The following is a 22,620-nucleotide window of genomic DNA, read 5'->3' as shown; positions in this document are numbered from 1 at the left end:
AGCGCGCGATCAACGCGCTTTATCGCGCAGCCTTCAGAAGATGCGCGATGGCGGCGTGGACATAGACCGGCGACATCGCCGTGAGCTCTTCGGCCGAGCGGACCAGGACCGCGCGATCGAGCTCCGGCTCCGCCTCGGCGGCGAGGTTCGCCTCGACGGTGCGGGCGAGCGCCTCGGCGTCGAGATCCGTGTCGAAGCGCCGGATGCAGGCGTAGAGGAAACCGTGCGCCACCACGAAGCGCTTCTCGGTCGGCCGAACCAGCGGCGCGCCGAGTCCCGTCTCCTCCATCAGCTCGCGGGCGAGCGAGCCCTCGAGATCGACGGTGTCGCCGACGACGTCTTCAAGATCGGGCGTGCCGGCCGGGAAGTACATCTGGCCGGCGGTCGCGGTGTGGGGCGCCATGCGGCCGAGCAGCACCGCGCCGTCGGAGGTGACGACCGCCGCGGCGGAGAACACGTTGCCGAGCTCGCGTCCGGGCGCGCCGCCGGCGCGCAGCCACAGGAAGGTGGAATACGGCGCCTCGCGGAAGCGGGCTTCGAGTCGACCCGAGGAAAGATCGACGGTCTCGGCAAGCAGAACGCGGCCGTCGAACAGGCGCGGGTTCTCGGCGAGCCGGTTCGCCCAGTAGCGCTGCGCCTCCGCGCGCTCGCCTTCTCCGATGGCGAGTTCGCCCGGAAGAATGCTGCCGTCGAAGGCGGATACGTCGATGACTTCAACACTCATGCGAAGAACGCCTCCCGGGCTCGCGGCGCGGCTATGGCGGGGACCGGCGCGCGGAGCGCGACCGCCAGCGCGGCGATGAGCGCGACCGGCCCGAGCGGCGCCCCGGCCACCGCCACCGGCATGATCACGATCGGCGCGACCCAGGCAAGCAGCAGCCAGCCGCCGCCCTGCCTCCCTGTCGCCGCCCAGACGGCGATCGCGCCCGACAACGCGGTCATGTCGTAGTTGAACGCGTAAGGCAGCGCGAGCAGCGTCCCTGCGGTGAGCATCAGCGCGCGCGCCGCCGGATCGGCCGTGCGCCGGAAGGCGAAAACCACGAGCGGGAGGACCATCGCCGTGGCCAGCGCCTGCGCCGGCCACGCGGCGCCCGAGCCCAGCAGCGCTTTGGCGGCCTGGTAGACCGTCGGCATCATCGTGACGAAGCCGCCCACGCCCTGCGTCAGGATCTCGCTTTGCACGCCGGTGGTGACCCCAAAATAGAGCCGCCAGGGCTCCAGCCCGAAGACGACGATGCTGAGCGCGACCAAGGCGAGCGTCGTGAGCGCCGCCCAGCCGATCGTCCGCCAGGCCCCGATCGCGACGAGCGCGAAGGGCAGCAGCAGCCCAAGATGCGGCTTGACGGTCAAAAGCCCGATCAGCACGCCCGCGAGCCGCGGCCGCCGGTCGAGCGTGGCGAAGGCCCCGAGCGTCAGCGCGCCCGTCAGATGACCGTTCTGGCCGAACGCGACGTCCACCACGCTCGCCGGCGAGATCGCAGCCAGAACGCAGCAGAGCCGGCGGCGGCCAACCGGCGCCAGCGCCGCGACGGCGGCCAGGAAGGCCGCGCCGGTGAGCGTCGCCCAGAGCGCGAGCGCAGTCAGGTAAGGCAGCGCGCCGAACCCCCAGAACAGCAGCAGGGCGTGCGGCGGGTAGGACCAGTTGTGGTCCGGAAAGCGGGGCCCGAAAACGGCCGCCAGGCTCGCCTGATAGGCGCCTCGGTCGAACAGGATCGTGGGCTCGCCCGCCAGCGCGAGGCGCGCGCCATTCCAGACATTCACGAAATCGCGCCCGAGCGCATAGCCGGCGGCGTCGAGCGGAAGCGTCGCGGGCGCGAGCGTATAGCGCCCCATCAGGATGAAGCCCGCGGCGCAGGTCAGCGCGCTGAGCGCCAGGGGCAGAACGACGGGCGACCGCCGGAACTGCGCCGTCGCGGGACTGTCGGTCGACATGGCGGGATCCGAAGGCGGAAGCGGAGACCTATACTGGGCTCGCCATCGTTAAGCTTTGGCTTCGAGGCCCTCAGATCGCCTCGGGATCGAACATCCTGCTCGGGCGCACGAACTCGTCCTGCGCGGCGACCGTGAGCAGTTCGCGCGACCCCGCCTCAGCGGTCGCCTTCAGCACGCCGTAGATCGACGAGCCCGCCATTGCGAGCGCCTCGGCGGCCGAGCCGGTCGTGAGCAGGTGCACGAAGAACAGCGCCGCGACGGCGTCGCCCGCGCCATTGACCGAAACCGGCAGCAGCGGCGTTCGCAGGCGGAAGGCGCCCTGCCCGTCGACCGCCAGCAATTCGATCGCGTCCTCGGGCGTTTCGGGCGTCTGCAGGCTGGTGACCAGCACGGTTTCGGGCCCAGCGCGGCGCAGCGCCTCCGCCGCGGCCTTGGCCGAGTCGAGGCTGTCGATCCGGACGCCGGTGAGAAATTCGAGCTCGAACTGGTTTGGGGTCGCGACGTCGGCAGTCGGGATCGCGCGGTCGCGCATGAATTCCGGGATTCCGGCGCGCACGAACACGCCCCGCCCGACGTCTCCGATCACCGGGTCGCAACAGTAGAGCGCCCGAGAGTTCGCGGCCTTGACGCGCGCCGCCGCCTCGAGGATCGCCGCGCCTGTCGCCGGATCGCCCATATAGCCGGACAGGACTCCGTCGCACCCGGGCAGCACGCCGCGCTCCTCGACGCCGGTCAGTACCTCGCGGATCGTCTCGGCCGAAAATACAGGCCCGCGCCACGCCCCATAGCCGGTGTGGTTGGAGAACTGCACCGTGTTGATCGGCCAGACCTCATGGCCGAGCCGCTGCATCGGGAACACGGCGGAGGCGTTGCCGACATGGCCGTAGGCGACGTGGCTCTGGATCGACAGGATGTTCATCGCCGCTCCCATGCGCGGATCGGCGCCCTTGTACGATCCTGCCCGGCGCCGCGTCGAGACGGCGCCGGCGCGTCAGCCGGAAACGACGGACAGCCGGGCGCGCCGGTCGGCCTCGATGGCGGCCAGGAAACCTGGGATCTCGCTCGCGGCCATCGGCTTGCTGAACAGGTACCCCTGCATCGTGGTGCAGCCGAGCAGGCCAATCGTGCGCTTCTGGCCCTCGGTCTCGACGCCCTCAACCACGCAGTCGATCTTCAGGTTGCGGGACAGATCGATGATCGTCTTGAGGATGTCGCGCGCGATGCCGTCGTGCTCGATGTCGACGATGAAGCCCCGGTCGACCTTGATCCTGTCGAGCGGCAGGCGGCGGACATAGCTGAGGCTGGAATAGCCGGCGCCGAAATCGTCGAGCGCCACGCGCGCGCCGAGCGCCCGCAGCGCGCCGAGCGAGATCTCCGCGAGCGCGATGTCCCGCATCGCCGCGGTCTCGGTGATTTCGAACACGATCCGGCTGGCGTCGAGCCCGCTGGCGCGCACCTTCTCGATGGTCTTGAGGATCGCCTCGGGCGAGAGATCGCGCGCCGACAGGTTGAACGAGATGCGGATGTGGGGCGGCCACAGACGGGCCTCCGCAAGCGCCTTCCGCAGCAGGATCTGGGTCAGCCGCGTGATCAGGTCGGTGCGCTCGGCGATCGGCACGAAGTCCGCAGGCGACACCGGGCCGAGCTCCGGCGAGTCCCATCGCGCAAGCGCCTCGAAGGTGGTGATGCGGCCGGTCGCGACATCGACCATCGGCTGGAAGACGAGCGACATCTCGCTCTCGAGATCGGCGTTGCGCAGGCTCTGCTCGAGCACGCTCAGGCGACGGATCGCGGTCTCGTGCTCGTGCGAGAACATGATCGGCCGGCCGCGCTCGTTCTGCTTGGCGTGATAGAGCGCGTAGTCCGCCCGCTCGTAGAGCAGCTTGGCCTGGCCCTCGGCCTGGTCGCTCGCCGCAAAGCCGATCGTGCCGGAAATCTTGGCCAGGACGCCAAGCGCCGAGAACGGCGCCAGCAGCGCGTCGCAGACGCTCTGGCCGAACCGCTCCACCTCGTCATGGTCGTGGCCGCCGTCGAGAATGACGCCGAACTCGTCGCCGCCGAGCCGGCAGATGAACGCGCCCCTCTGGGCGATCGTCTGGAGGCGCGCGCCGGTCTCGACCAGCACCTGGTCGCCGACGAGGTGGCCATAGAGGTCGTTCACCGGCTTGAAGCCGTCGAGGTCGAGCAGGCCGACCCAGAACCGATCATGGTCGGCCTGGTCGCGCGAAAGCAGTTCGGTGAGGCGCGCGAAGAACTGCCGGCGGTTCGGCAGCCCTGTCAGCCCGTCGATGTTCGCCAGCCGGTGGTTGTCGTCGCTCAGCCGCTGGGTCTCGACCTGCGCCTCGATCATCTGCGCGAACTCGCGCGAATAGACGAACAGGATGTAGATCATCACGAGCGCGACCAGCGCCATGTTGGCGCCGATCGCCAGCAGAACCGGGTCGCCCGAGCAGATCAGGAACACGCTGTAGGGGATCGCGACGGTGCTGGTGATGCCGAGCGCCGCGGTGCGCACATGCATCAGGCAGAAGATGCAGCTGACGACCGTCAGGCCGACGAAGACGATCACATGCGCCTGCTGGACGCTTGTTCCGTAGCCGTGAAGCGACAGCGCCCACACCAGGAAGGCGAACCCGATCGCGGGGCCCAGCAGGACGGTGGTGCGCAGCAGACGTTCGGCTTCGGCGGGCGCGGGGGTCAGATGGCGCCGGCGGGCCCACACCACCAGCCGGAACACGCTCAGCACGAGCAGCGGGGTGGGCGCGGCGACGAGCGTCAGAGGTGCGACGCCCCAGAAGGTGTAGGCGAGCGCCATCGCGTTGACGCTCAGCAGCACATAGAGGACCGGAACCTGCTTCGAGAAGGCGGCGATCTGGGCGCGCAGCAGCGCGGGGCTGTTTGCACGCTCTTCAGAAGTCTTTCCGCGCGCAGGCATTTTGGGCGTTCCGGATGCGCATGAGGCGACGCGCAGCAGAGCACGCCCTTCTTAAGAGAGCGTTGTCGCCGCACAACCTCCGCGTGCCGGAAAAGTTGCGGCCGATCTTAGGGTTAAGCCGGCCGCAACAAAGCCGGCGAGGCGGCGCTCCGCCTCGCCCGTCCGGCTCAGTTCTTCGACTTGTCGACGAGCGCCTTGGCCTTGATCCACGGCATCATGTCACGAAGCCGGGCGCCGACCTCTTCGATCTGGTGAGCGTTGGCCTTGGCGCGGGTCGCCTTGAAGGAGGTCTGGTTGACCTTGTTCTCGAGCATCCAGTTGCGGGTGAAGACGCCGCCCTGAATGTCGGCCAGCACGCGCTTCATCTCGGCCTTAGTCTCCGGCGTGATGATGCGCGGCCCGGTGACGTACTCGCCATATTCGGCGGTGTTCGAGATCGAGTAGTTCATATTGGCGATGCCGCCCTCATAGATGAGGTCGACGATCAGCTTCACCTCGTGCAGGCACTCGAAATAGGCCATCTCGGGCGCGTAGCCCGCCTCGACCAGCGTCTCGAAGCCCGCGCGGATCAGCTCGACCAGGCCTCCGCACAGCACCGCCTGCTCGCCGAACAGGTCGGTCTCGCACTCTTCGCGGAAGCTGGTCTCGATGACGCCGGCGCGGCCGCCGCCGATCGCCGAGGCGTAAGAGAGGCCGATGTCATGCGCGTTGCCGGACGCGTCCTGCGCGATCGCGATCAGGCAGGGCACGCCGCCGCCCTTCTGGTACTCGCCGCGGACCGTGTGGCCGGGACCCTTCGGGGCGACCAGCAGAACGTCGAGGTCCTTGCGCGGCTCGATCAGGTTGAAGTGCACCGCGAGCCCATGCGCGAACAGCAGCGCCGCGCCTTCCTTGAGGTTCGGCTCCAGGCTCTCCTTGTAGATGTCGGCCTGCAGCTCGTCGGGGGTGAGCAGCATCACCACGTCGGCGGACTTCGCCGCCTCGGCCGGCGACATCACTCGGAAGCCCTCGGCCTCCGCCTTCTTGGCGGTGGCGGAGCCTTCGCGCAGGCCGATGATCACGTTCTTCACGCCGCTGTCGCGCATGTTGAGCGCATGCGCATGGCCCTGGCTGCCATAGCCGATCACGGCGACGGACTTGCCCTTGATGAGGTTCAGATCGGCGTCGCGATCGTAATAGACGCGCATGGCGGGTTCCTTGGGTTCTTGACGTGCGGATGAAGCGGTGCGTGCGGGGCGTCTAGCGCACCGGACGCGCGAAATGAAGCGCGGCCTTCGCGGAGGGGACCTGCAAACGACTCCGACCGCTGGCCCGCGGCGAAGCCGCGTGGGTCGTTTCCGTCTCTTGACCAACCTCAGAGGCCATATGCCTGCGCAGGCGCATCGGGCGCGGCGTTCCGACCAAACGGACGGGCGCGACGGCTATGGCGCGTTGAACGCGGGCCAGTTCGGTTTCAAGCTCTGTGTTCATCTCGAAGGCGGCTAGAATCTCTTCGCGCCGTCGAAGAGCTTCCTGACGACGCTGTAAGAGGCCAAAGCTAGTTCGCCATGCCCTCGGGGCCGCGGGCGATGGCGGCGACGCCGGTGCGGGACACTTCGACCAGGCCGAGCGGCGCCATCAGCACGATGAACTGGTCGAGCTTGTCGGGCTTGCCGGTGATCTCGAAGATGAAGCTCTCGGTGGTGGCGTCGATCACCCGGGCGCGGAACGCCTCGGCGAGCCGCAGCGCCTCGGCGCGCTGGTCGCCCTTGCCGCGCACCTTGATCAACATGAGCTCGCGCTCGAGCGCCTTGCCGGTGAGCGTCAGGTCGACCACCGAATGCACCGGCACCAGCCGGTCGAGCTGCGACTTGATCTGCTCGACCACGTCGGCAGGTCCGGTGGTGACGACCGTGATGCGCGACAGATGGCTCTCGTGGCTGACTTCGGAGACCGTCAGGCTGTCGATGTTGTAGCCGCGCCCCGAGAACAGGCCGATGACGCGGGCGAGCACGCCCGGCTCGTTGTCGACCAGGATTGCGAGCGTATGCCGCGCGACCGGCGTGTGCGGGTCGTCCATGAAATAGGCTGAGCCGGTCGGCTGGCGCATGGGTGAAGGGTTCCGGAACGGGTGTAGGGCGTCATCCCGGACGGCGGCGAGGCCGCCGAGCCGGAACTGCGTGTAGTAAAGAGGCGCTCTTCAGAAGGCGATCCCGGCGCTCCGCTCGCGCTTCGGCCGGGATGACGTCTCCTAGACCAGCATCTTGCCTTCTTCGGAGATCGCGTTCTCGATCCTGTCCTCGCTGGCGTCGCCGAGCAGCATGTCGTTATGCGCGCGGCCCGACGGGATCATCGGCGTGACGTTCTCCATCTTGTCGACGACGCAGTCGACCACGACCGGGCCCGGCGTCTCGACCATCGCCCGGATGGTGGCGTCGAGGTCGCCGGGCTTCTCGCAGCGCAGCCCGGTCGCCCCATAGGCCTCGGCGAGCTTCACGAAGTCCGGCAAAGCCTCGGAGTACGAGTTCGAGTAGCGGCTGCCGTGCAGCAGCTGCTGCCACTGCCGCACCATGCCCATGTATTCGTTGTTCAGGATGAAGATCTTGATCGGCAGCTTGTACTGGATCGCCGTCGAGAGCTCCTGGATGCACATCTGGATCGAGGCTTCGCCGGCGATGTCGATGACGAGCGCCTCCGGGTGCGCGATCTGCACGCCGACCGCGGCCGGCATGCCGTAGCCCATGGTGCCGAGGCCGCCGGAGGTCATCCAGCGGTTCGGCTCCTCGAACTTGTAGTACTGGGCCGCCCACATCTGATGCTGGCCGACTTCGGTCGTGATGTAGGTGTTTGGGCCCTTGGTCAGCTCATAGAGCCGCTCGACGGCCTGCTGCGGCTTGATGGTGTCGGCCGACGCCCGGTAGGCGAGGCAGTTCTTCGCCCGCCAGCGGTCGATCTCGCCCCACCATGACTTCAGCCCATCCGGGTCGATCCGAGCGTTCGAGGCCTTCCAGATCCGCAGCATGTCCTCGAGCACATGGGCGACGTCGCCGACCACGCCGACCTGCACCTTGACGTTCTTGTTGATCTGCGCCGGGTCGATGTCGATGTGGATCTTCTTCGAGTTCGGCGAGAAGGCGTCGAGCCGGCCGGTGATGCGGTCGTCGAAGCGCGCGCCGACGCACAGCATGACGTCGCAGTCATGCATCGCGTGGTTGGCTTCGTAGGTGCCGTGCATGCCGAGCATGCCGAGCCACTGCTTGTCGGAGGCCGGGAAGGCGCCGAGGCCCATCAGGGTCGAGGTCACGGGCGCGCCGGTCAGCCGCGCGAACTCGCGCAGCAGGCGCGTCGCCTCGGGCCCGGAATTGATGACGCCGCCGCCGGTGTAGAAGATCGGCTTCTTCGCCGTCGCCAGCAGTTCGACCGCCGCGCGGATCTTGTCGGCGTCGCCCTTGACCTTGGGATGATAGGTTTTGTGCGAGACGTTCTCGCGGCCCACATAGGCGCCGCTCGCGAACTGGATGTCCTTCGGAATGTCGACGACGACCGGCCCGGGCCGGCCGCTGGTCGCGACATAGAACGCCTCGTGCAGGATCTGCGCGAGCTCGTTGACGTCCTTCACGAGGTAATTGTGCTTGGTGCAGGGCCGCGTGATGCCGACGGTGTCGCATTCCTGGAACGCGTCCGAGCCGATCAGATGCGTCGGCACCTGCCCGGTGATGCAGACCATCGGGATGGAGTCCATCAGCGCGTCGGTCAGGCCGGTGACGGCGTTGGTCGCGCCCGGCCCCGAGGTGACCAGCACGACGCCGCACTTGCCGGTCGAGCGCGCGTAGCCCTCGGCCATATGGGTCGCGCCCTGTTCGTGGCGGACCAGGATGTGCTCGATCGAGTTCTGCTGGAACAGCGCGTCATAGATCGGAAGCACCGCCCCGCCCGGATAGCCGAAGATGTGCTGAACGCCCTGATCGGCGAGCGCGCGGACCACCATCTCCGCGCCGGTCATCGTCTCGGTCATTGTGGCGGTTCCTTTCGCCTTTTTCGACCCTGCTCCGACCCGACGCGAGGTGACGCCGGGCAACAAAAAAGGGCCCGCTGGGGAGCCCTTGCTTGGCGTCATCGGACGTTGAGCGCGAGCCCTATGCGGCCCGCACCGTCGATGACGCCTGTCTTACGAGAATGAGCTTGCGCGGCACGCCGTCGCTTCCTCTGCCGGAAATGCGGGCGGAACCTACGCGCGGAGGTCCCTGGCGTCAAGGCGCGCCCACAAGAAGAAAGCGCGGCGCGTCCGACCGGCGTTTCGGGACGTACAGAACAAGGATCAACCGGAGGGTTCCCGATGAGGACTTTCGCAGCCGTCCTTCTGCTTTCGCTCGCCGCCGCCACGGCGCGCGCGGAGAGCGGCCGCTCCGGCGCCTGGACCTACAATTTTGAGCCGGAGAGCCATGGCGGCGGGATCGTCACGGCGCTCTCGCCTGCCCCCGGCGCATCGTTCAACGACCCGTCTTATCTGGTCGCCCGCTGCCTCGGCGGACGCACGGAGTTTTTAGTGGGAACGTCCGGCGGCTGGGGCCTGTCCGGACGGACGCTCGACGTGCTGGCTCAGCCCGAAGGAACGCCCGGGCCGCCGGCGACCGCGCGCTGGGACGTGTCGTCGAACGGCAAGGCGGTGTTCGCGCCCGAGCCCGTGGACGCGCTGCTCCGCTCGCTGCCCGACCCGGGCCGGCTCCGCATCGCCGTCACGGACGGCATGGGCCAGAGCCACGAGACGATCTTCGACATGACCGGCTTCGCGGAGATCCGCCGCCGCATCGCCGAAGCCTGCCGCTGGGCGCCCTGAGCCCCGCTTCGGTTGACACGCGCGGGCGCGCTCCCCACTGTCTCTTCAGTCCGAGGGGCGCCCGGGGACGGGCTGAGACGGCGTGAGCCGGACCCTTTGAACCTGATCCGGGTCATGCCGGCGAAGGAACGGGGCTCTTGACGGCGTCCACGCCGCCGCCGCTCCCATCGCCGCATCGCCCCGCTGCGTCCGAGGCTCGAGCCGAGGGAGAGTGTTGTCATGCGCGTCACCATCGTCGGCGCCGGCGTCGCGGGCCTCACGGCCGCGATTGAACTCGCCGGGCGCGGCGCCGAGGTCGAGATCCTCGAGCGCGGCGCGGCGATCGGCGAGCGCGCCTGTTCCTGGGCGGCCGGCGGCATGCTGGCGCCGTGGTGCGAGCGCGAGAGCGCCGAGCCGGTCGTGGCCGAGCTTGGGGAGCAGGCGCTCAGCTGGTGGCCGCGCCATATAGACGGCGTGACGCCCAACGGCACGCTGGTGGTCGCGCCGCGGCGCGACGCCGCCGAACTCACCCGCTTCGCCGCGCGCACCGAGCGCTTCGACTGGATCGACGGCGACGCGATCGCCGGACTGGAGCCCGACCTCGCCGGCCGTTTCGACCGCGGGCTGTTCTTCCGGGAGGAGGCGCATCTCGATCCCCGCCGCGCGCTCGCGGCGCTGGCGACGCGCGCTGAACAGCTCGGGGTCAAAATCCGCTTCGGCGTCGATGCCGATCCCGAATCCGCGCCGGGCGACGCGGCGCTCGACTGCCGCGGCTTCGCGGCCCGCCGCGAGACCCCGGACCTGCGCGGCGTGCGCGGCGAGATGCTGCTGCTGCGCACGCAGGACATTTCGCTCAGCCGGCCGGTGCGGCTGCTGCATCCGCGCATCCCGCTTTATATCGTGCCGCGCGCCGACGGGCTGTTCATGGTCGGCGCCACGATGATCGAGAGCGCCGCGCGCGGCCGCGTCACGGCGCGCTCGGCGGTCGAGCTGATCAACGGCGCCTATGCGCTGCATCCGGCGTTCGGCGAGGCCGAGATCGTCGAGACCCGCGCCGACGTCCGCCCCGCCTTCCCGGACAATCTGCCCCGCGTGACGCGCCGGGGCCGCATATTCTCCATCAACGGTCTCTATCGTCACGGCTTCCTGCTGTCGCCCGCGATGGCGCAGCAGGCCGCCGAGGCCGTGATGGCGCTTTCGGAGACCCACGATGAAGCTGATCGTGAACGGCTCACCGCTTGAGGTGGAGGCCGAGACCCTCGCGGGCGCGCTCGCCGCGCTCGATTATGGCGACGCCATCGTGGCGACGGCCGTGAACGGCGCCTTCGTGCCGGCCGCCGGCCGCGCCGCCCGGCCGCTCGCCGAGGGCGACCGCATCGAGATCGTCGCGCCCCGGCAGGGAGGCTGACATGGATTTTTATGGCGTTCCGCTGCGCTCGCGGCTGCTGCTCGGCACTGCGCTCTATCCCTCTCCGGCGATCCTCGCCGACGCCGTGCGCGCGGCGGATTGCGACATCGTCACCGTATCGCTCCGCCGCGAGTCCGGCCGGCTGCGCGAGGGCCAGGATTTCTGGGGGCTGATCCGCGACCTTGGCGTGCGGGTGCTGCCCAACACCGCCGGCTGTCACTCGGTCAAGGAGGCCGTCACCACCGCCCAGATGGCGCGCGAGGTGTTCGGCACGCCGTGGATCAAGCTCGAGGTGATCGGCGACGCCGACACGCTGCAGCCCGACGTGTTCGGCCTGGTGGAGGCGGCCAAAATTCTGTCCGCGGAAGGATTCGAGGTGTTTCCGTACACCACCGCCGACCTCGGCGTCGCGGACCGCCTGCTGGACGCGGGTTGCCGCGTGCTGATGCCGTGGGGCGCGCCGATCGGCACCGGGCTCGGGCTCAACGACGTCTATGCGCTGCGCTCGCTGCGCGCGCGCTTCCCCGACGTGCCGCTCGTGGTCGACGCCGGCATCGGCAAGCCCTCGCACGCCGCCGCCGCTATGGAGCTCGGCTACGACGCCGTGCTGCTCAACACCGCCGTCGCCAAGGCCGCCGATCCGGTCGCGATGGCGGGCGCCTTCGCGCGCGCCATCGAGGCCGGCCGCGCCGGCTATCTCGCTGGCCCGATCGAGCCGCGCGACATGGCCGCGCCCTCGACGCCGGTGCTCGGCCGCGCGAGCCTCGCATGACCGACCGTCTCGATCCGTTCTACCCCGTCGTCGACAGCGCCGCCTGGGTGCGGCGGCTGGTCGGCGCCGGCGCGCGGCTGATCCAGCTCCGCATCAAGCAGAAGCCGGAGGAGGCCTTGCGCGGCGAGATCCGCGAGGCGCTCGCCCTGTGCCGCGCGGCCGGCGCGACGCTCGTTGTCAACGACTACTGGGAGCTCGCCATCGACGAGGGCGCGGACTTTCTGCACCTCGGCCAGGAGGATCTCGACGGCGCCGACCTCAAGGCGATCCGCGCGGCCGGGATCAGGCTCGGCGTGTCGACCCATGATCACGCTGAGCTCGACCGCGCGCTCTCGGTCGATCCTCACCATGTTGCGCTTGGGCCGATCTGGCCGACGATCCTCAAGCAGATGCCCTTCGCGCCGCAGGGACTTGAGCGAATTGGCGAATGGAAGCGGCTGATCGGCGACCGTCCGCTGGTGGCGATCGGGGGGCTGACGCCGGAGCGCGCCCGGCTCTGCCTCCAGAACGGCGCGGACGTCGTTGCGGTCGTCAACGACGTGCTCGGCGCCCCGGACCCCGAGGAACGCGCGCGGGAATGGATCGCCGCGACCCGGAGCCCCGCCCCCGCCTGAGCGGCTTGCAGTTTTGCGCGCCGCTGCCCACAAATGCGGGGCCTCGCGGCGCCGCATCATTCGCAGGATTTGGAAAGCTCACGCATGGCCCGTTCCGGTGACCGCAGATACGGGCCAATGACCGAGCTGGTGCTGGGAGGGCGTGACTCCGACGAGCAGTTCGGCTTCGTCAACCCGCCGGTGGTGCACGGCTCCACCGTGCTGTGGTCGACGGTGGCGGACTTTAAGGCGGCGCGCGGCCGCTACACCTATGGCCGGCGCGGCACCCCCACCTCCGAGGCGCTGAGCGACGCCCTGAAACTGATCGAGGGCGGCCAATACGTGGCGCTCGCGCCGTCGGGCGTGACCGCGGTGGCGCTCGCCCTGATGACGGCGCTCAAGGCCGGCGATCATCTGCTGATGGTCGACACCGTCTACGACCCGACGCGCCGGTTCTGCGACGGCATGCTGCGGCGGATGGGGGTCGAGACCAGCTATTACGACCCCTCCGTCGGCGCCCATGTCTCCGACCTGATGCGGCCCAACACCAAGGCCGTGTTCGTCGAGAGCCCGGGCTCGCTGACCTTCGAGGTGCAGGACGTTCCGGCGATCGCGGGCGCGGCGCACGCGCGCGGCGCGGCGGTCATCATGGACAACACCTGGGCGACCCCGCTGTTCTTCAAGGCGCATGACCACGGCGTCGATCTCGCGGTCTCGGCCGGCACCAAATATCTCGGAGGCCACGCCGACCTGATGATGGGCTGGGTGTCGGCGAACGCCGCGCACGCCGCCGCCCTCCGCGCCACGCATGGCGCGCTCGGCCTGTGCTGCGGCCCGGACGACATGTTCCTCGCGCTGCGGGGATTGCGGACGCTCGGCGTGCGGCTCGCGCACCACCAGGCGGCGGGGCTCAGGGTGGCGCGCTGGCTGCAGTCGCGCCCGGAGGTCGCGCGGGTGATGCACCCCGGGCTCGAGAGCGATCCCGGCCACGCGCTGTGGAAGCGCGACTTCACCGGCGCGTCGGGTCTGTTCGCGATCGAGCTGAAGCCTGGAACGGAGGCCGGGCTCGCGGCCTTTCTGGACGAGCTCGAGCTGTTCGGCCTCGGCTATTCGTGGGGCGGCTTCGAGAGCCTCGCCATCCCGTTCGACGCCCGCCCGATGCGCACCGCCAGCAAATGGGCGCCGCAGGGGCCGACGATCCGGCTCCACATCGGCCTGGAGGACGTCGAGGATCTGGTCGCCGACCTCGATGCAGGGCTTGCCCGCTACGCCGCCGTCGGCTGACGCGCAGACAAAGAAAAGCCCCGCCCAGCGAAGCGCTGGCGGGGCCTTAGACTGCTAGAAGAGACTGAGCTTAGACGCTCAGAGCTCAGCCGGGCTGTACGAGGTGACCTCGAGGCCGACCGGGGTCTCTTCGACGATGGGAGCGGTCCACAGAGCCATTTGATCCTCCATCAATCTCGCGGTTGGTTCGCCCCGCGGGGCGTCGGATCGCCATCTGCGTCCTGTGAGATAGAAGATAGGCAGCCCGGGCGCGGTTCGCCAGTTAATTTCTTGTCATGTTTCGCGCATCGCCGGCTTTCCTGCGCTTCCAGAGGCATGTTCTGGAGCACAGATGAAGTATAAGAGCTTCATAAGCTCCGAGCTGCGGCCGCCGCCGAAGATCCGGCGCTTTCCGGGCCGCTCATCCGCCGCTGATCGCGGTCAGGATGAAGACGTCCGCGCCCGGACGGAGCGGCGTGGCGAGGGTGGCGCGCCTTCCATCGACAAAGACGTTCATGTGCCGGCGGATGGCCGGCGAGGAATCGCAGATCCGGTCGCGCATGCCCGGCCAGCGGGCGTCGAGCGCGTCGACCAGCTCGGCGACGCTGCCCGCCTCCACCTCGAGCCGCCGCTCGGCGCTGGGGAACAGCGTCACGAGCAGCGGCGTCAGCCGCACCACGGCCGGGCTGCGGCCGGCGCTCGTCTGCGCCTCGGGCGTCACGTCACGCATCCACGACGAGCGTCTCGACCGACGAGATCGTCGGCAGGTGCTCGGCGATGCGGGTGAAGCTGCCGCCCTCGTCGGCGCTGGCGTAGACCTCGCCGGAGCCCGTGCCGAAATAGACGCCCGCGGGCTCCATCGCGTCGACCGCCATCGCCTGCCTGAGCACGTTGAAGAAGGCGTTCTGCTGCGGCAGGCCGCGGCGCTGATCGCTCCAGCTCGCGCCGCCGTCGCGCGTGCGCCAGACGGCCGCCTTCGCGTCCGGCATGTAGCGCCCCTTCACGTCGCCATTGAGCGGCGTCAGGAACAGCGTCTCGGGATCCCGCGGATGGACGGCCGCCGGAAAGCCGAAGCTCGACGGCAGGCCGGCCTCGATGCTGTCCCAGCTGCGCCCGCCGTCGTCGCTGCGATACATGCCGCAATGGTTCTGCTGGTAGAGCCGGCCCGAACCGCCCGGCGCCATCACCAGGCAGTGCACGCACTGGCCGAACTCCGGATATTGCTGACCCTCGGGGAAGTAGTCGCAGCGGACCCCGGTGTTGCGCGGCTCCCAGGTCTCGCCGCCATCCTGGGTGTGGAACACGCCCGCCGAGGAGATGCCGACCCAGATGCGCCTGGCGTCCTGCGGGTCGATCACCAGCGAATGCAGGATCAGCCCGGCGCCGCCCGGGTTCCATTCGGGGCGGCTCGGGTGCTTCTGCAGCCCTTCGATATGGCGCCAGCTTTCGCCGCCGTCGTCGCTGACGAACAGGCCCGCCGGCTGCACGCCCGCATAGAGCCGGCCATGCGCGGCCGACAGACTCCACACGGTGGAGACCGGCTCATGCCCCGCCTCATAGGCGAGGCCCTGGCTCGAATGGCTCCAGGTCTCGCCACGGTCGGTCGACTTCCAGACCGCCGGGCCGAACCATTCATTGCCGCCGCCGCCATAGATCACGCCGGTCGCCGGATCGGCGGCCACATGGTTCATCGGCCAAGTCTCGCAATAAGGCCCCCGCAGCCGCCAGTCGACGCGCGCGGCGTCGCTCTCCAGGACGAAGGCCCCCTTCTTGGTGCCGAGCAGCACCATCACTTTCGCGGCCATCTCCCCTCCCCCTTTAGCGCTGCGCGGCGGTTTGCGGCGCGGGCTCGGTGACCACCATCCAGGCGACGCCGAACCGGTCCGCCAGCATGCCGAAGGCTGGCGAGAAGAAGGTCGGGCCGAGCGGCATGCGGACCTCTCCGCCTTCGGCGAGCGCCGCAAACACGCGCTCCGCCTCGCCCTCGCTGCCGACCGAGAGCGCGAGGCTGACGCCGGAGAAGTGCGCCGCGCCGGCGCAACCGCCGTCGGTCGCCATCACCTCGGTCGCGCCGATCCGGAAGCAGGCGTGCATCACCTTGTTCTCGGAGCCGGGCGCGACTGCGCCAGGCGGCGGCGGCTGGGGCGCGTCGCTGAAGCGCATCAGCGCCGTGACCTCTGCGCCGACTGCGCTCTTGTAGAACTCCAGCGCTTCTTCGCAGCGGCCTTCGAACGACAGATAGGGTCGCACGAGCATCGCTCTTCTCCTCGCTCCGGCGCCCGACCGTCGGGCCCGTCGCGCCAAGGACGACCGGAACCGACGGCTCCCGACATCAGGCCTCAGATTTTTCGCGCGGGCTGTCGGCGGAGAGTAGTTTTGCGCGTCCTTGGGGCGAAGGAGAACCGCCGGCGATGCTCTACGCGATGCTTTGTTACGATTCGGAAGACGTGGTCTGCGCCTGGTCGCAGGAGAAGAACGACGCGGTGATGGCCGATCTCGGCGCGGTGCAGGCGAGGCTGGCCGCGCAGGGGCGGCTCGGCCCGGTCGCGCGGCTGATGCCGACGACCGCCGCGACGACCGTCCGCAAGGGCCGGGAAGCCATGGTGATCGACGGGCCCTTCGCGGAGACCAAGGAGCAGCTGCTTGGCTTCTTCATCGTCGACTGCGCCTCGCTCGACGAGGCGATCGAGACCGCGAAGGAGCTCGGCGAGGCCTGCGGCTCCGCCGGCTCGTTCGAGGTCAGGCCGGTCATGCTGCTGAACCCGGTGGCGCCAACCCTATGACGGACCGGGCCTGGATCGACGCGGCGCTGACCGCCGCCCGTCCCCAGGCGGTGAGCGCGCTGCTGCGCTATTTCCGCGACCTCGACGCCGCCGAGGAGGCGTTTCAGGACGCCTGCCTGCGCGCGCTCAGGACATGGCCCGAGAACGGGCCGCCGCGCGATCCGGTCGCCTGGCTGATCTTCGTCGGCCGCAACGCCGCCTTCGACGCCAGGCGCCGCGTCAGCCGGCAGGCGCCGATGCCGGACGAGGAGCTGATCTCCGACCGCGAGGACGCCGAGGCCGCGATGGCGGAGCGGCTCGACGAGGCCGACTATCGCGACGGCGTGCTGCGGCTGCTGTTCATCTGCTGCCATCCGGACCTGCCGGCGCCGCAGCAGATCGCGCTCGCGCTGCGCATCGTGTCGGGGCTGACGGTGCCGGAGATCGCGCGCGCTTTCCTGGTGGGCGAGAGCGCGATGGAGCAGCGCATCACCCGCGCCAAGGCCAGGATCGCCGCGGCCGACGTGCCGTTCGAGGCGCCCGGGCCGGTCGAACGTTCGGAGCGGCTCGGCGCCGTGCTGCTGATGATCTACCTGCTGTTCAACGAGGGCTATTCGGCGAGCTCCGGCGAGGCCCCGCTCAGGGCGCCGCTCTGCGAGGAGGCGATCCGGCTCGGCCGCCTGCTGCTGCGGCTGTTCCCGGCCGAGCCCGAGGTGATGGGGCTGGTCGCGCTCATGCTTCTGCAGCACGCCCGCGCTCCGGCCCGGTTCGACGAGGCCGGCGAGATCGTGCTGCTCGACCGCCAGGACCGGACGCGCTGGAACGGCGCGCTGATCTCGGAAGGAATTGCGCTGATCGGCAAGGCGGTGCGCCATCGCAGGCCAGGCCCTTATCAGGCGCAGGCCGCGATCGCCGCCACGCATGCTCGCGCGGCCCGCGCGGAAGACACCGACTGGGCGGAGATCGACCTGCTCTACGGGCTGCTCGAGCGCATGCAGCCCTCGCCTGTCGTGACGCTCAATCGGGCGGTGGCCGTGTCGAAGCTCAAGGGGCCGCGCGCGGCGCTCGAGCTGATCGCCCCGCTCGAGGACCGGCTCACCGGCTATTTCAACTTCTTTGGCGTGAAGGGCGCGCTGCACATGGAGCTCGGCGAGGAAGCCGCCGCCCGCGAAGCCTTTGGCCGCGCCATCGCGCTCGCCCGCACCGCCGCCGAGGCCGCTCACATAAGAGCCAATCTCGACCGGCTGTGAGCCGGCCTCAATTGCCGACGTGGCGCTCGATGTGGCGCGCGAAATGTTCGGCGGCCTGAGAACTTCCGGTCCGGCGACGCCACAGCATCAGATCGACGGGCGGCAGCGCCGGCAATCCTGAATCGGCCGACAGGCTGACAAGCCCGCGGGCGCTGACGGAAGCCGCGAGCACGATCACCGCCGCGTCGGCGAGCGCCATCGCCTGCAGCCCCGCGATGCTTTCCGACACGCAGGCGACGCGCCATCTGACGCCGTTCTCGTTGAGCGCGGCGAGCGCCACGTCGCGGTAGAGATTGCCTTCCGGCAGCATCGCGAGCGGGATCGGTTCGCGCCGATAGGCGCCGCCGCCTTCGGCGCCGAGCCATACCAGCGGCTCGCTGCGCAGCCGCGCGGTCTCGGCGGCGCGAGGGTCGACCCCCGGCATCCGGGTCGCGATCGCGACGTCGAGCAGGCCCTCGTCCATCTCGGCCGCCAGCTGACGCGACAGTGCGCAGCGGACGCTGACTTCGACGCGCGGATAGGCCCGGCGGAAGCTCGCCAGCGTCTCGGGAAGCAGGAAGGCGGCGTAGAGATCCGGGCAGCCGAGGGTGACGCGGCCCTCGATTTCCTCCGAAGCCAGCTTGAGCTTGGCCTCGTCGTGCATGCGCAGCAGCGCGCGCGCATAAGGCAGCAGCGCCTCGCCATGCGGCGTCAGCCGCAGCCGCCTCAAATCGGCTTCGAAGAGAGGCTGTCCGGCCGCCTCCTCCAGACGCCGCAGCTGCAGGCTCACGGCCGGCTGCGTCCGGTGCAGCTTGCGCGCGACCCGCGTGACGCTCCGCTCCTCGACCAGCATGACAAAGGTGCGAAGCAGGACGATCTCAAGCGTGCGCGCCATGTAAGCCAATTATTTCTTTGGTTTGTGCAAAGCAATATAAATTTGCCTGCGCCATCCGCTGTAGATAGCATCTATTTAATGCAACGTTACTGGCGAGAAACTAGTCTAATGCTCATTCTGTGTGCGGCCATTGATCGTTTCTTGCGCAGATCCTGCGCCGAACCGCTCGTGGCTCGCAATTCGGCTCTCGTCGGATGAGCGCCCCGCTGCTTGAGGTGCGCGGCGTCGCCAAGCGGTTCGGCGGCCTTGCGGCGCTGGACGGCTGCAGTCTCGCCCTTAAGGCGGGAGCCGTCACCGGGCTGATCGGCCCGAACGGCGCGGGCAAGACCACGCTGCTCAACGTCATGACGGGGCTGGTCCGGCCGGACGCGGGTTCCGTGCTGCTGTCCGGGCAGGACGTCACCAGCCTTCCCGCGCATCGCTACGCGGCGCTCGGCGTCGCCCGCACCTTCCAGATCGTGCGCGAGCTCGGCAGCCTGACGGTGCTGGAGAACCTGCTGCTCGCGCCCCGCGGCCAGAGCGGCGAAGGCGTCGCGGCCGGCTTGTTCGCCCGCCCGAAATGGTGGCGCGAGGAGCGGGCGAACGCCGCGAAAGCCCGCGAGCTGCTGGAGCGGATCGGCCTCTGGAGGCTCGCCGACCAGCCCTCCGCCGGCCTGTCCGGCGGGCAGAAGAAGCTGCTCGATCTCGCCCGCGCGCTGCTGCTCGAGCCGAAGCTCATCCTGCTCGACGAGCCGGGCGCCGGCGTCTCGCCGCCGGTCAAGCAGGAGCTCATCCGGCTCGTGCGGGAGCTCAAGGCCGAGGGGGTCTCGTTCGGGCTGATCGAGCACGACATGCATCTGATCGGCGAGCTTTGCGACCACGTGCACGTCATGGCCGAAGGCCGAAATCTGGTCTCGGGCAGCTTCCGCGAGGTCATCGCGGACCGGCGGGTGGTCGAAGCCTATCTGGGCGTGGCCGCGTGAGCGCCCCGGAAGCCGCCATGCCGGCGCTCGCGGCCAGGGAGCTGCGCGCAGGCTATGGCCGCGGCGCCGACATCGTGCGCGGCATCGATCTCGAGCAGGCGCCGGAAACCATCGTCACCGTGATCGGCCCGAACGGCTCGGGCAAGTCGAGCTTTGTCAAGACGCTCGCCGGCCTGCTTCCGGCGCGGGCCGGCAGCGTGAGCGTCACCGGCCGGGACGTGACCGCCGAGCCGCCGGCCCGGCGCGTCGCCGCCGGCCTCGCCTATGTGCCGCAGGAAGCCAACGTCTTCCCGAGCCTGACCATCGGCGAGAACCTCAAGCTCGCGACCGAATTTCTGCGCGGCCGCGCCGGCGTCGGGCCGGAGCAGCGCACGCGCGTTCTGGAGCTCTTTCCCGAGCTCGGCGCCCGCCTCAGGACGCGCGCCGGCGATCTTTCCGGCGGCCAGCGGCAGATGCTGGCCTTCGCGAGCGCTCTCCTCGCCGCGCCCGAAGTGCTGCTGCTCGATGAACCCTCGGCCGGGCTGTCGCCGAAATTCGTCGGCGAGACCATGGAGGCGATCGTCCGCGTCCGGCAGACCGGCGTCACCGTGCTGCTGGTCGAGCAGAACGTCGCCGCCGCGCTGAAGATCGCCGACGAGGTCGTGGTGCTGGTCGCCGGACAGGTCAGCCTGCGCGCGCCGGCGAAAGACGTCAGCCCCGCCGATCTCGGCGACCTGTTCTTCGCGAAGGTCGCCTGATGGTCGCGCAGCTGTTCCTCAACGGCCTCGTCACCGGGCTCCTGCTTGCTTTGCCGGCGCTGGCGCTCACGCTGATCTTCGGCGTGCTCAAATTCGCCAACTTCGCGGTCGGCGCGATGCTGACGCTCGGCGCCTATGCGGCCTGGGTCGCAAACGTTCAGCTTGGGCTTCCGCTGGTCGCCGCCGCGACCATCGCCGCCGCGACCGCAGCGCTTGTGGGCGTGCTCGCGGACCATCTGGCCTTCGAACGGCTGCGCGAGCGCGGCTCCATCACCCTGATGGTCGCCTCGATGGGCGTCTCGCTCGTCATCGAAAACATCTGCCGCTTCTGCTTCGGCAATGCGAGCCGCGGGTTCGACGTCGCGGTCTCGCGCCCGATCCGCTGGAACGGCCTGCGCATCAACCAGGAGCAGATCACGACGGCCATCACGGTCGTCGTCTGCCTCGCCGCAGTCGACCTGCTGCTGCGCTTCTCGCCGCTCGGCCGCGCCATGCGGGCGGTCGCCGACAACGCCTCGCTCGCCGCGGTGCGCGGCGTCGACCGGCGGGTGATCGCGCGGCTGACCTGGGCGCTGTCGGGCGCGCTGCTCGGGCTTGCGGGCGTGCTGGCCGGGCTCGACCGCTCGATCGACCCGCTGGTCGGCTGGAACTACCAGATCCCGATCTTCGCGGCCGCGATCCTCGGCGGCCTCGGCTCGCCGCTCGGCGCCATCGCGGGCGCGCTGGTGATCGGCGTGGCGGAGGAGATGTCGGCTCTCGTGATCCCGACCAATTACCGGCAGGTCGTGAGCTTCACGGTGATCCTCGCGCTGCTGCTGTTCCGCGCCAATGGACTTTTTGGAGCGAAGGCGGCGCGCAAATGACGGCTTATCTGGTCACCATCGCGATCCTGGTCTGCGAAGCCGCGCTGATAGGGCTTGCGCTGAACTTCCAGTGGGGTCTGGCGGGGCTGGTCAATTTCGGCGTCGTCGGCTTCGTGGCGATCGGCGCCTACGTGACCGCGCTGCTCACGCCCGAGCTCGGCTGGCTGCCCGCGATGGCCGCGGCCGCCGCAATCTCGGCCGCGCTCAGCACGGGGCTCGCGCTGCTGTCGATCCGGCTCGAGGAGAATTACCTCGCGATCGTGACGATCGGCTTCGGCGAGATCGTGCGGCTCGTCATCCTCAACGAGGAGTGGCTGACCCACGGCGCCCTCGGCATCGCGGACATCTCTCGCCCGTTCGCAGCGTTCGGCGAAGGGCTCGGCGGCGACCTCGTGTTCATCGTCTTCTCCGGCGCCCTTCTCGCCCTCGTCTTCCTGACGCTTGAAGGGCTGACGCGCTCGCCCTTCGGACGCGCGCTGCGCGCCATCCGGGACGATGCGACGGTCACGGCGGCGCTCGGCAAGCCGGTGTTCGCCCTCAGGGTGCGGGCGTTCGCGGTCGGGGGCGCGGTGATGGGCGTCGCGGGCGCGCTGCACGCCTTCTATCTCCGCTACATCGACCCCAGCCAGTTCACCCCGATCGTCACTGCCTACGCTTTCATGGCCGTGATCGCGGGCGGCCGCGGCTCGAATGTCGGCCTGGTGCTGGGCGCCGGTTCGATCATGGCGCTGCTCGAAGGCACGCGCTTCCTCAAGGATTTCGTCTCGGTGATCGACGGCGTGCAGCTCTCGGCGCTGCGCCTTGGGCTGATCGGCGTCGGGATCGTGCTGCTGCTCATCCTGCGGCCGCAGGGGCTGGTGGCAGAGCCGCGCCGCCGAGCCGCCGACGTGCTGCCCGGAGGCCGCGACTGATGCCCCGCGTCACGCCCTTGCCCTCCTCCGCTCTGCCGCCCGAGCAGGCCGCGCTCTACGAGACCTTCGCGAGCGGCTACGCCGACTTCCGCGACCAGGCGGCCGCGCTGGCGCACGTCCCGGCCGCGCTCGACGGGCTTTACGGGATGCTGCTGCGGCTGCGCGCCGAGGCCGCCGTCCGGCTGCGCTACATCGAGCTCGCTGTCGTCACTGTCTCGAAGATCAATCTCTGCGCCTACTGCGTGGCGCATCATCAGCCGCTGCTCGGCGTCGAGGGCGTGCCGGAGGAGGCGATCGCCGCGCTGCCGGGCTTCGATCATCCGGCCTTCGACGCGACCGACCGCCTGGTGATCGAATACGCCCGGCTTGTCACCGAGACGCCCGGCCGCATTCGCGACGGCGTGTTCGAGCGCCTGCGCGCCGCCTTCTCGGAACGCCAGATCGTCGAGCTCACCCTGCGCATCGCGCTCGCGGGCTTCTTCAACCGCTTCAACGACGCCCTTCAGATCGACGACGGGCGCTCGGCCCCGCTGCTCGAGCCCTGACCACCCGAGCCATGAGAA

25 protein-coding genes and 1 riboswitch are annotated in these 22,620 nt (G+C 69.6%); of the genes, 13 read left to right on the top strand and 12 right to left on the bottom strand.

Annotated elements, in window-relative coordinates; all coding sequences use genetic code 11:
* Positions 1 to 19: 19 nt before the first annotated feature.
* From VM780_RS06520 to VM780_RS06490, 7 genes are all read right to left on the bottom strand, one after another.
* A complete protein-coding gene (locus VM780_RS06520) occupies positions 20 to 724 on the bottom strand; it encodes an NUDIX hydrolase (RefSeq protein WP_325446335.1) in 705 nt (234 codons plus the stop codon).
* Positions 721 to 1,932 (bottom strand): glycosyltransferase family 87 protein, encoded by a 1,212-nt coding sequence (locus VM780_RS06515; protein ID WP_325446333.1) that lies wholly within the window; start codon positions 1,930 to 1,932, stop codon positions 721 to 723. Before VM780_RS06515 ends, VM780_RS06520 begins: the two co-directional genes overlap by 4 nt.
* 70 nt (positions 1,933 to 2,002) lie before the next feature.
* A complete protein-coding gene (gene pdxY / locus VM780_RS06510; RefSeq protein WP_325446331.1) occupies positions 2,003 to 2,851 on the bottom strand; it encodes a pyridoxal kinase PdxY in 849 nt (282 codons plus the stop codon).
* Between the two features lie 72 nt (positions 2,852 to 2,923).
* The gene (locus VM780_RS06505; RefSeq protein ID WP_325446329.1) at positions 2,924 to 4,867 is read right to left on the bottom strand and encodes a putative bifunctional diguanylate cyclase/phosphodiesterase; all 1,944 of its coding nucleotides are present in this window, start codon (positions 4,865 to 4,867) and stop codon (positions 2,924 to 2,926) included.
* A gap of 167 nt (positions 4,868 to 5,034) precedes the next feature.
* Positions 5,035 to 6,054, bottom strand: a complete 1,020-nt coding sequence (gene ilvC, locus VM780_RS06500; protein ID WP_325446327.1) for a ketol-acid reductoisomerase — start codon at positions 6,052 to 6,054, stop codon at positions 5,035 to 5,037.
* Positions 6,055 to 6,404: 350 nt separating this feature from the next.
* Positions 6,405 to 6,956, bottom strand: coding sequence for an acetolactate synthase small subunit (gene ilvN, locus VM780_RS06495; RefSeq protein WP_325446325.1), 552 nt, complete (start codon positions 6,954 to 6,956; stop codon positions 6,405 to 6,407).
* Positions 6,957 to 7,097: 141 nt separating this feature from the next.
* On the bottom strand, positions 7,098 to 8,861 hold the full coding sequence (locus VM780_RS06490; RefSeq protein ID WP_325446323.1) for an acetolactate synthase 3 large subunit: 1,764 nt from the start codon (positions 8,859 to 8,861) through the stop codon (positions 7,098 to 7,100).
* Between the two features lie 321 nt (positions 8,862 to 9,182).
* Between VM780_RS06490 and VM780_RS06485 the strand changes: the two genes are divergently transcribed.
* From VM780_RS06485 to metC, 6 genes are all read left to right on the top strand, one after another.
* The gene (locus VM780_RS06485; RefSeq protein WP_325446321.1) at positions 9,183 to 9,683 is read left to right on the top strand and encodes a hypothetical protein; all 501 of its coding nucleotides are present in this window, start codon (positions 9,183 to 9,185) and stop codon (positions 9,681 to 9,683) included.
* Positions 9,684 to 9,726: 43 nt separating this feature from the next.
* Positions 9,727 to 9,829, top strand: a riboswitch (TPP riboswitch).
* A gap of 73 nt (positions 9,830 to 9,902) precedes the next feature.
* Positions 9,903 to 10,904 (top strand): glycine oxidase ThiO, encoded by a 1,002-nt coding sequence (thiO, locus tag VM780_RS06480; RefSeq protein ID WP_325446319.1) that lies wholly within the window; start codon positions 9,903 to 9,905, stop codon positions 10,902 to 10,904.
* Complete coding sequence (gene thiS / locus VM780_RS06475; protein ID WP_325446317.1) at positions 10,873 to 11,070, top strand: sulfur carrier protein ThiS; 198 nt, start codon at positions 10,873 to 10,875, stop codon at positions 11,068 to 11,070. Before thiO ends, thiS begins: the two co-directional genes overlap by 32 nt.
* 1 nt (position 11,071) lies before the next feature.
* Positions 11,072 to 11,842, top strand: coding sequence for a thiazole synthase (locus VM780_RS06470; RefSeq protein ID WP_325446315.1), 771 nt, complete (start codon positions 11,072 to 11,074; stop codon positions 11,840 to 11,842).
* Positions 11,839 to 12,456, top strand: a complete 618-nt coding sequence (locus VM780_RS06465) for a thiamine phosphate synthase (protein WP_325446313.1) — start codon at positions 11,839 to 11,841, stop codon at positions 12,454 to 12,456. Before VM780_RS06470 ends, VM780_RS06465 begins: the two co-directional genes overlap by 4 nt.
* A gap of 84 nt (positions 12,457 to 12,540) precedes the next feature.
* Positions 12,541 to 13,719: a cystathionine beta-lyase gene (metC, locus tag VM780_RS06460; RefSeq protein WP_325446311.1), complete on the top strand. Its 1,179-nt coding sequence runs from the start codon at positions 12,541 to 12,543 to the stop codon at positions 13,717 to 13,719.
* 78 nt (positions 13,720 to 13,797) lie between these two features.
* Here the strand turns inward: metC and pqqA are convergent, their stop codons facing one another.
* The 4 genes from pqqA to VM780_RS06445 all read right to left on the bottom strand — a co-directional run bounded on the left by pqqA (position 13,798) and on the right by VM780_RS06445 (position 15,954).
* Complete coding sequence (pqqA, locus tag VM780_RS17585) at positions 13,798 to 13,878, bottom strand: pyrroloquinoline quinone precursor peptide PqqA (RefSeq protein WP_128779492.1); 81 nt, start codon at positions 13,876 to 13,878, stop codon at positions 13,798 to 13,800.
* A 241-nt stretch (positions 13,879 to 14,119) separates the two neighbouring features.
* On the bottom strand, positions 14,120 to 14,428 hold the full coding sequence (locus VM780_RS06455) for a MoaD/ThiS family protein (protein ID WP_325446309.1): 309 nt from the start codon (positions 14,426 to 14,428) through the stop codon (positions 14,120 to 14,122).
* Entirely contained in the window at positions 14,421 to 15,503 is a 1,083-nt protein-coding gene (locus tag VM780_RS06450; RefSeq protein WP_325446307.1) for a sialidase family protein, read from the bottom strand. The genes VM780_RS06455 and VM780_RS06450 overlap by 8 nt, the downstream gene beginning before the upstream one ends.
* A 13-nt stretch (positions 15,504 to 15,516) precedes the next feature.
* On the bottom strand, positions 15,517 to 15,954 hold the full coding sequence (locus VM780_RS06445) for a VOC family protein (RefSeq protein WP_325446305.1): 438 nt from the start codon (positions 15,952 to 15,954) through the stop codon (positions 15,517 to 15,519).
* A 155-nt stretch (positions 15,955 to 16,109) separates the two neighbouring features.
* Here VM780_RS06445 and VM780_RS06440 point away from each other — a divergent pair, with 155 nt between their 5' ends.
* Positions 16,110 to 16,481: a YciI family protein gene (locus tag VM780_RS06440; RefSeq protein WP_325446303.1), complete on the top strand. Its 372-nt coding sequence runs from the start codon at positions 16,110 to 16,112 to the stop codon at positions 16,479 to 16,481.
* Entirely contained in the window at positions 16,478 to 17,710 is a 1,233-nt protein-coding gene (locus VM780_RS06435; protein ID WP_325446301.1) for an RNA polymerase sigma factor, read from the top strand. The genes VM780_RS06440 and VM780_RS06435 overlap by 4 nt, the downstream gene beginning before the upstream one ends.
* Positions 17,711 to 17,717: 7 nt before the next feature.
* Here VM780_RS06435 and VM780_RS06430 read toward each other — a convergent pair whose 3' ends face one another.
* Complete coding sequence (locus VM780_RS06430) at positions 17,718 to 18,584, bottom strand: LysR substrate-binding domain-containing protein (RefSeq protein ID WP_325446299.1); 867 nt, start codon at positions 18,582 to 18,584, stop codon at positions 17,718 to 17,720.
* Between the two features lie 194 nt (positions 18,585 to 18,778).
* On the opposite strand from VM780_RS06430, the gene VM780_RS06425 reads away from it, so the two are divergent.
* From VM780_RS06425 to VM780_RS06405, 5 genes are read left to right on the top strand one after another with little or no spacing between them, the layout of a single operon-like run.
* Positions 18,779 to 19,546 (top strand): ABC transporter ATP-binding protein, encoded by a 768-nt coding sequence (locus VM780_RS06425; RefSeq protein ID WP_325446297.1) that lies wholly within the window; start codon positions 18,779 to 18,781, stop codon positions 19,544 to 19,546.
* Between the two features lie 17 nt (positions 19,547 to 19,563).
* Positions 19,564 to 20,283 carry an ABC transporter ATP-binding protein gene (locus VM780_RS06420; RefSeq protein WP_325446295.1) on the top strand — a complete coding sequence of 240 codons (720 nt, stop codon included), beginning with the start codon at positions 19,564 to 19,566 and terminating at the stop codon, positions 20,281 to 20,283.
* Positions 20,283 to 21,146 carry a branched-chain amino acid ABC transporter permease gene (locus VM780_RS06415; protein ID WP_325446293.1) on the top strand — a complete coding sequence of 288 codons (864 nt, stop codon included), beginning with the start codon at positions 20,283 to 20,285 and terminating at the stop codon, positions 21,144 to 21,146. The genes VM780_RS06420 and VM780_RS06415 overlap by 1 nt, the downstream gene beginning before the upstream one ends.
* The gene (locus tag VM780_RS06410) at positions 21,143 to 22,057 is read left to right on the top strand and encodes a branched-chain amino acid ABC transporter permease (RefSeq protein WP_325446291.1); all 915 of its coding nucleotides are present in this window, start codon (positions 21,143 to 21,145) and stop codon (positions 22,055 to 22,057) included. The genes VM780_RS06415 and VM780_RS06410 overlap by 4 nt, the downstream gene beginning before the upstream one ends.
* Positions 22,057 to 22,602: a carboxymuconolactone decarboxylase family protein gene (locus VM780_RS06405; protein ID WP_325446289.1), complete on the top strand. Its 546-nt coding sequence runs from the start codon at positions 22,057 to 22,059 to the stop codon at positions 22,600 to 22,602. The genes VM780_RS06410 and VM780_RS06405 overlap by 1 nt, the downstream gene beginning before the upstream one ends.
* The last annotated feature ends 18 nt before the right edge of the window (positions 22,603 to 22,620 follow it).

This window comes from Hansschlegelia sp. (assembly GCF_035538955.1).
Lineage (GTDB): Bacteria > Pseudomonadota > Alphaproteobacteria > Rhizobiales > Methylopilaceae > Methylopila.
Note: the sequence above shows the minus strand (reverse complement) of the source record. Positions and strands in the feature narration are given on the sequence as shown.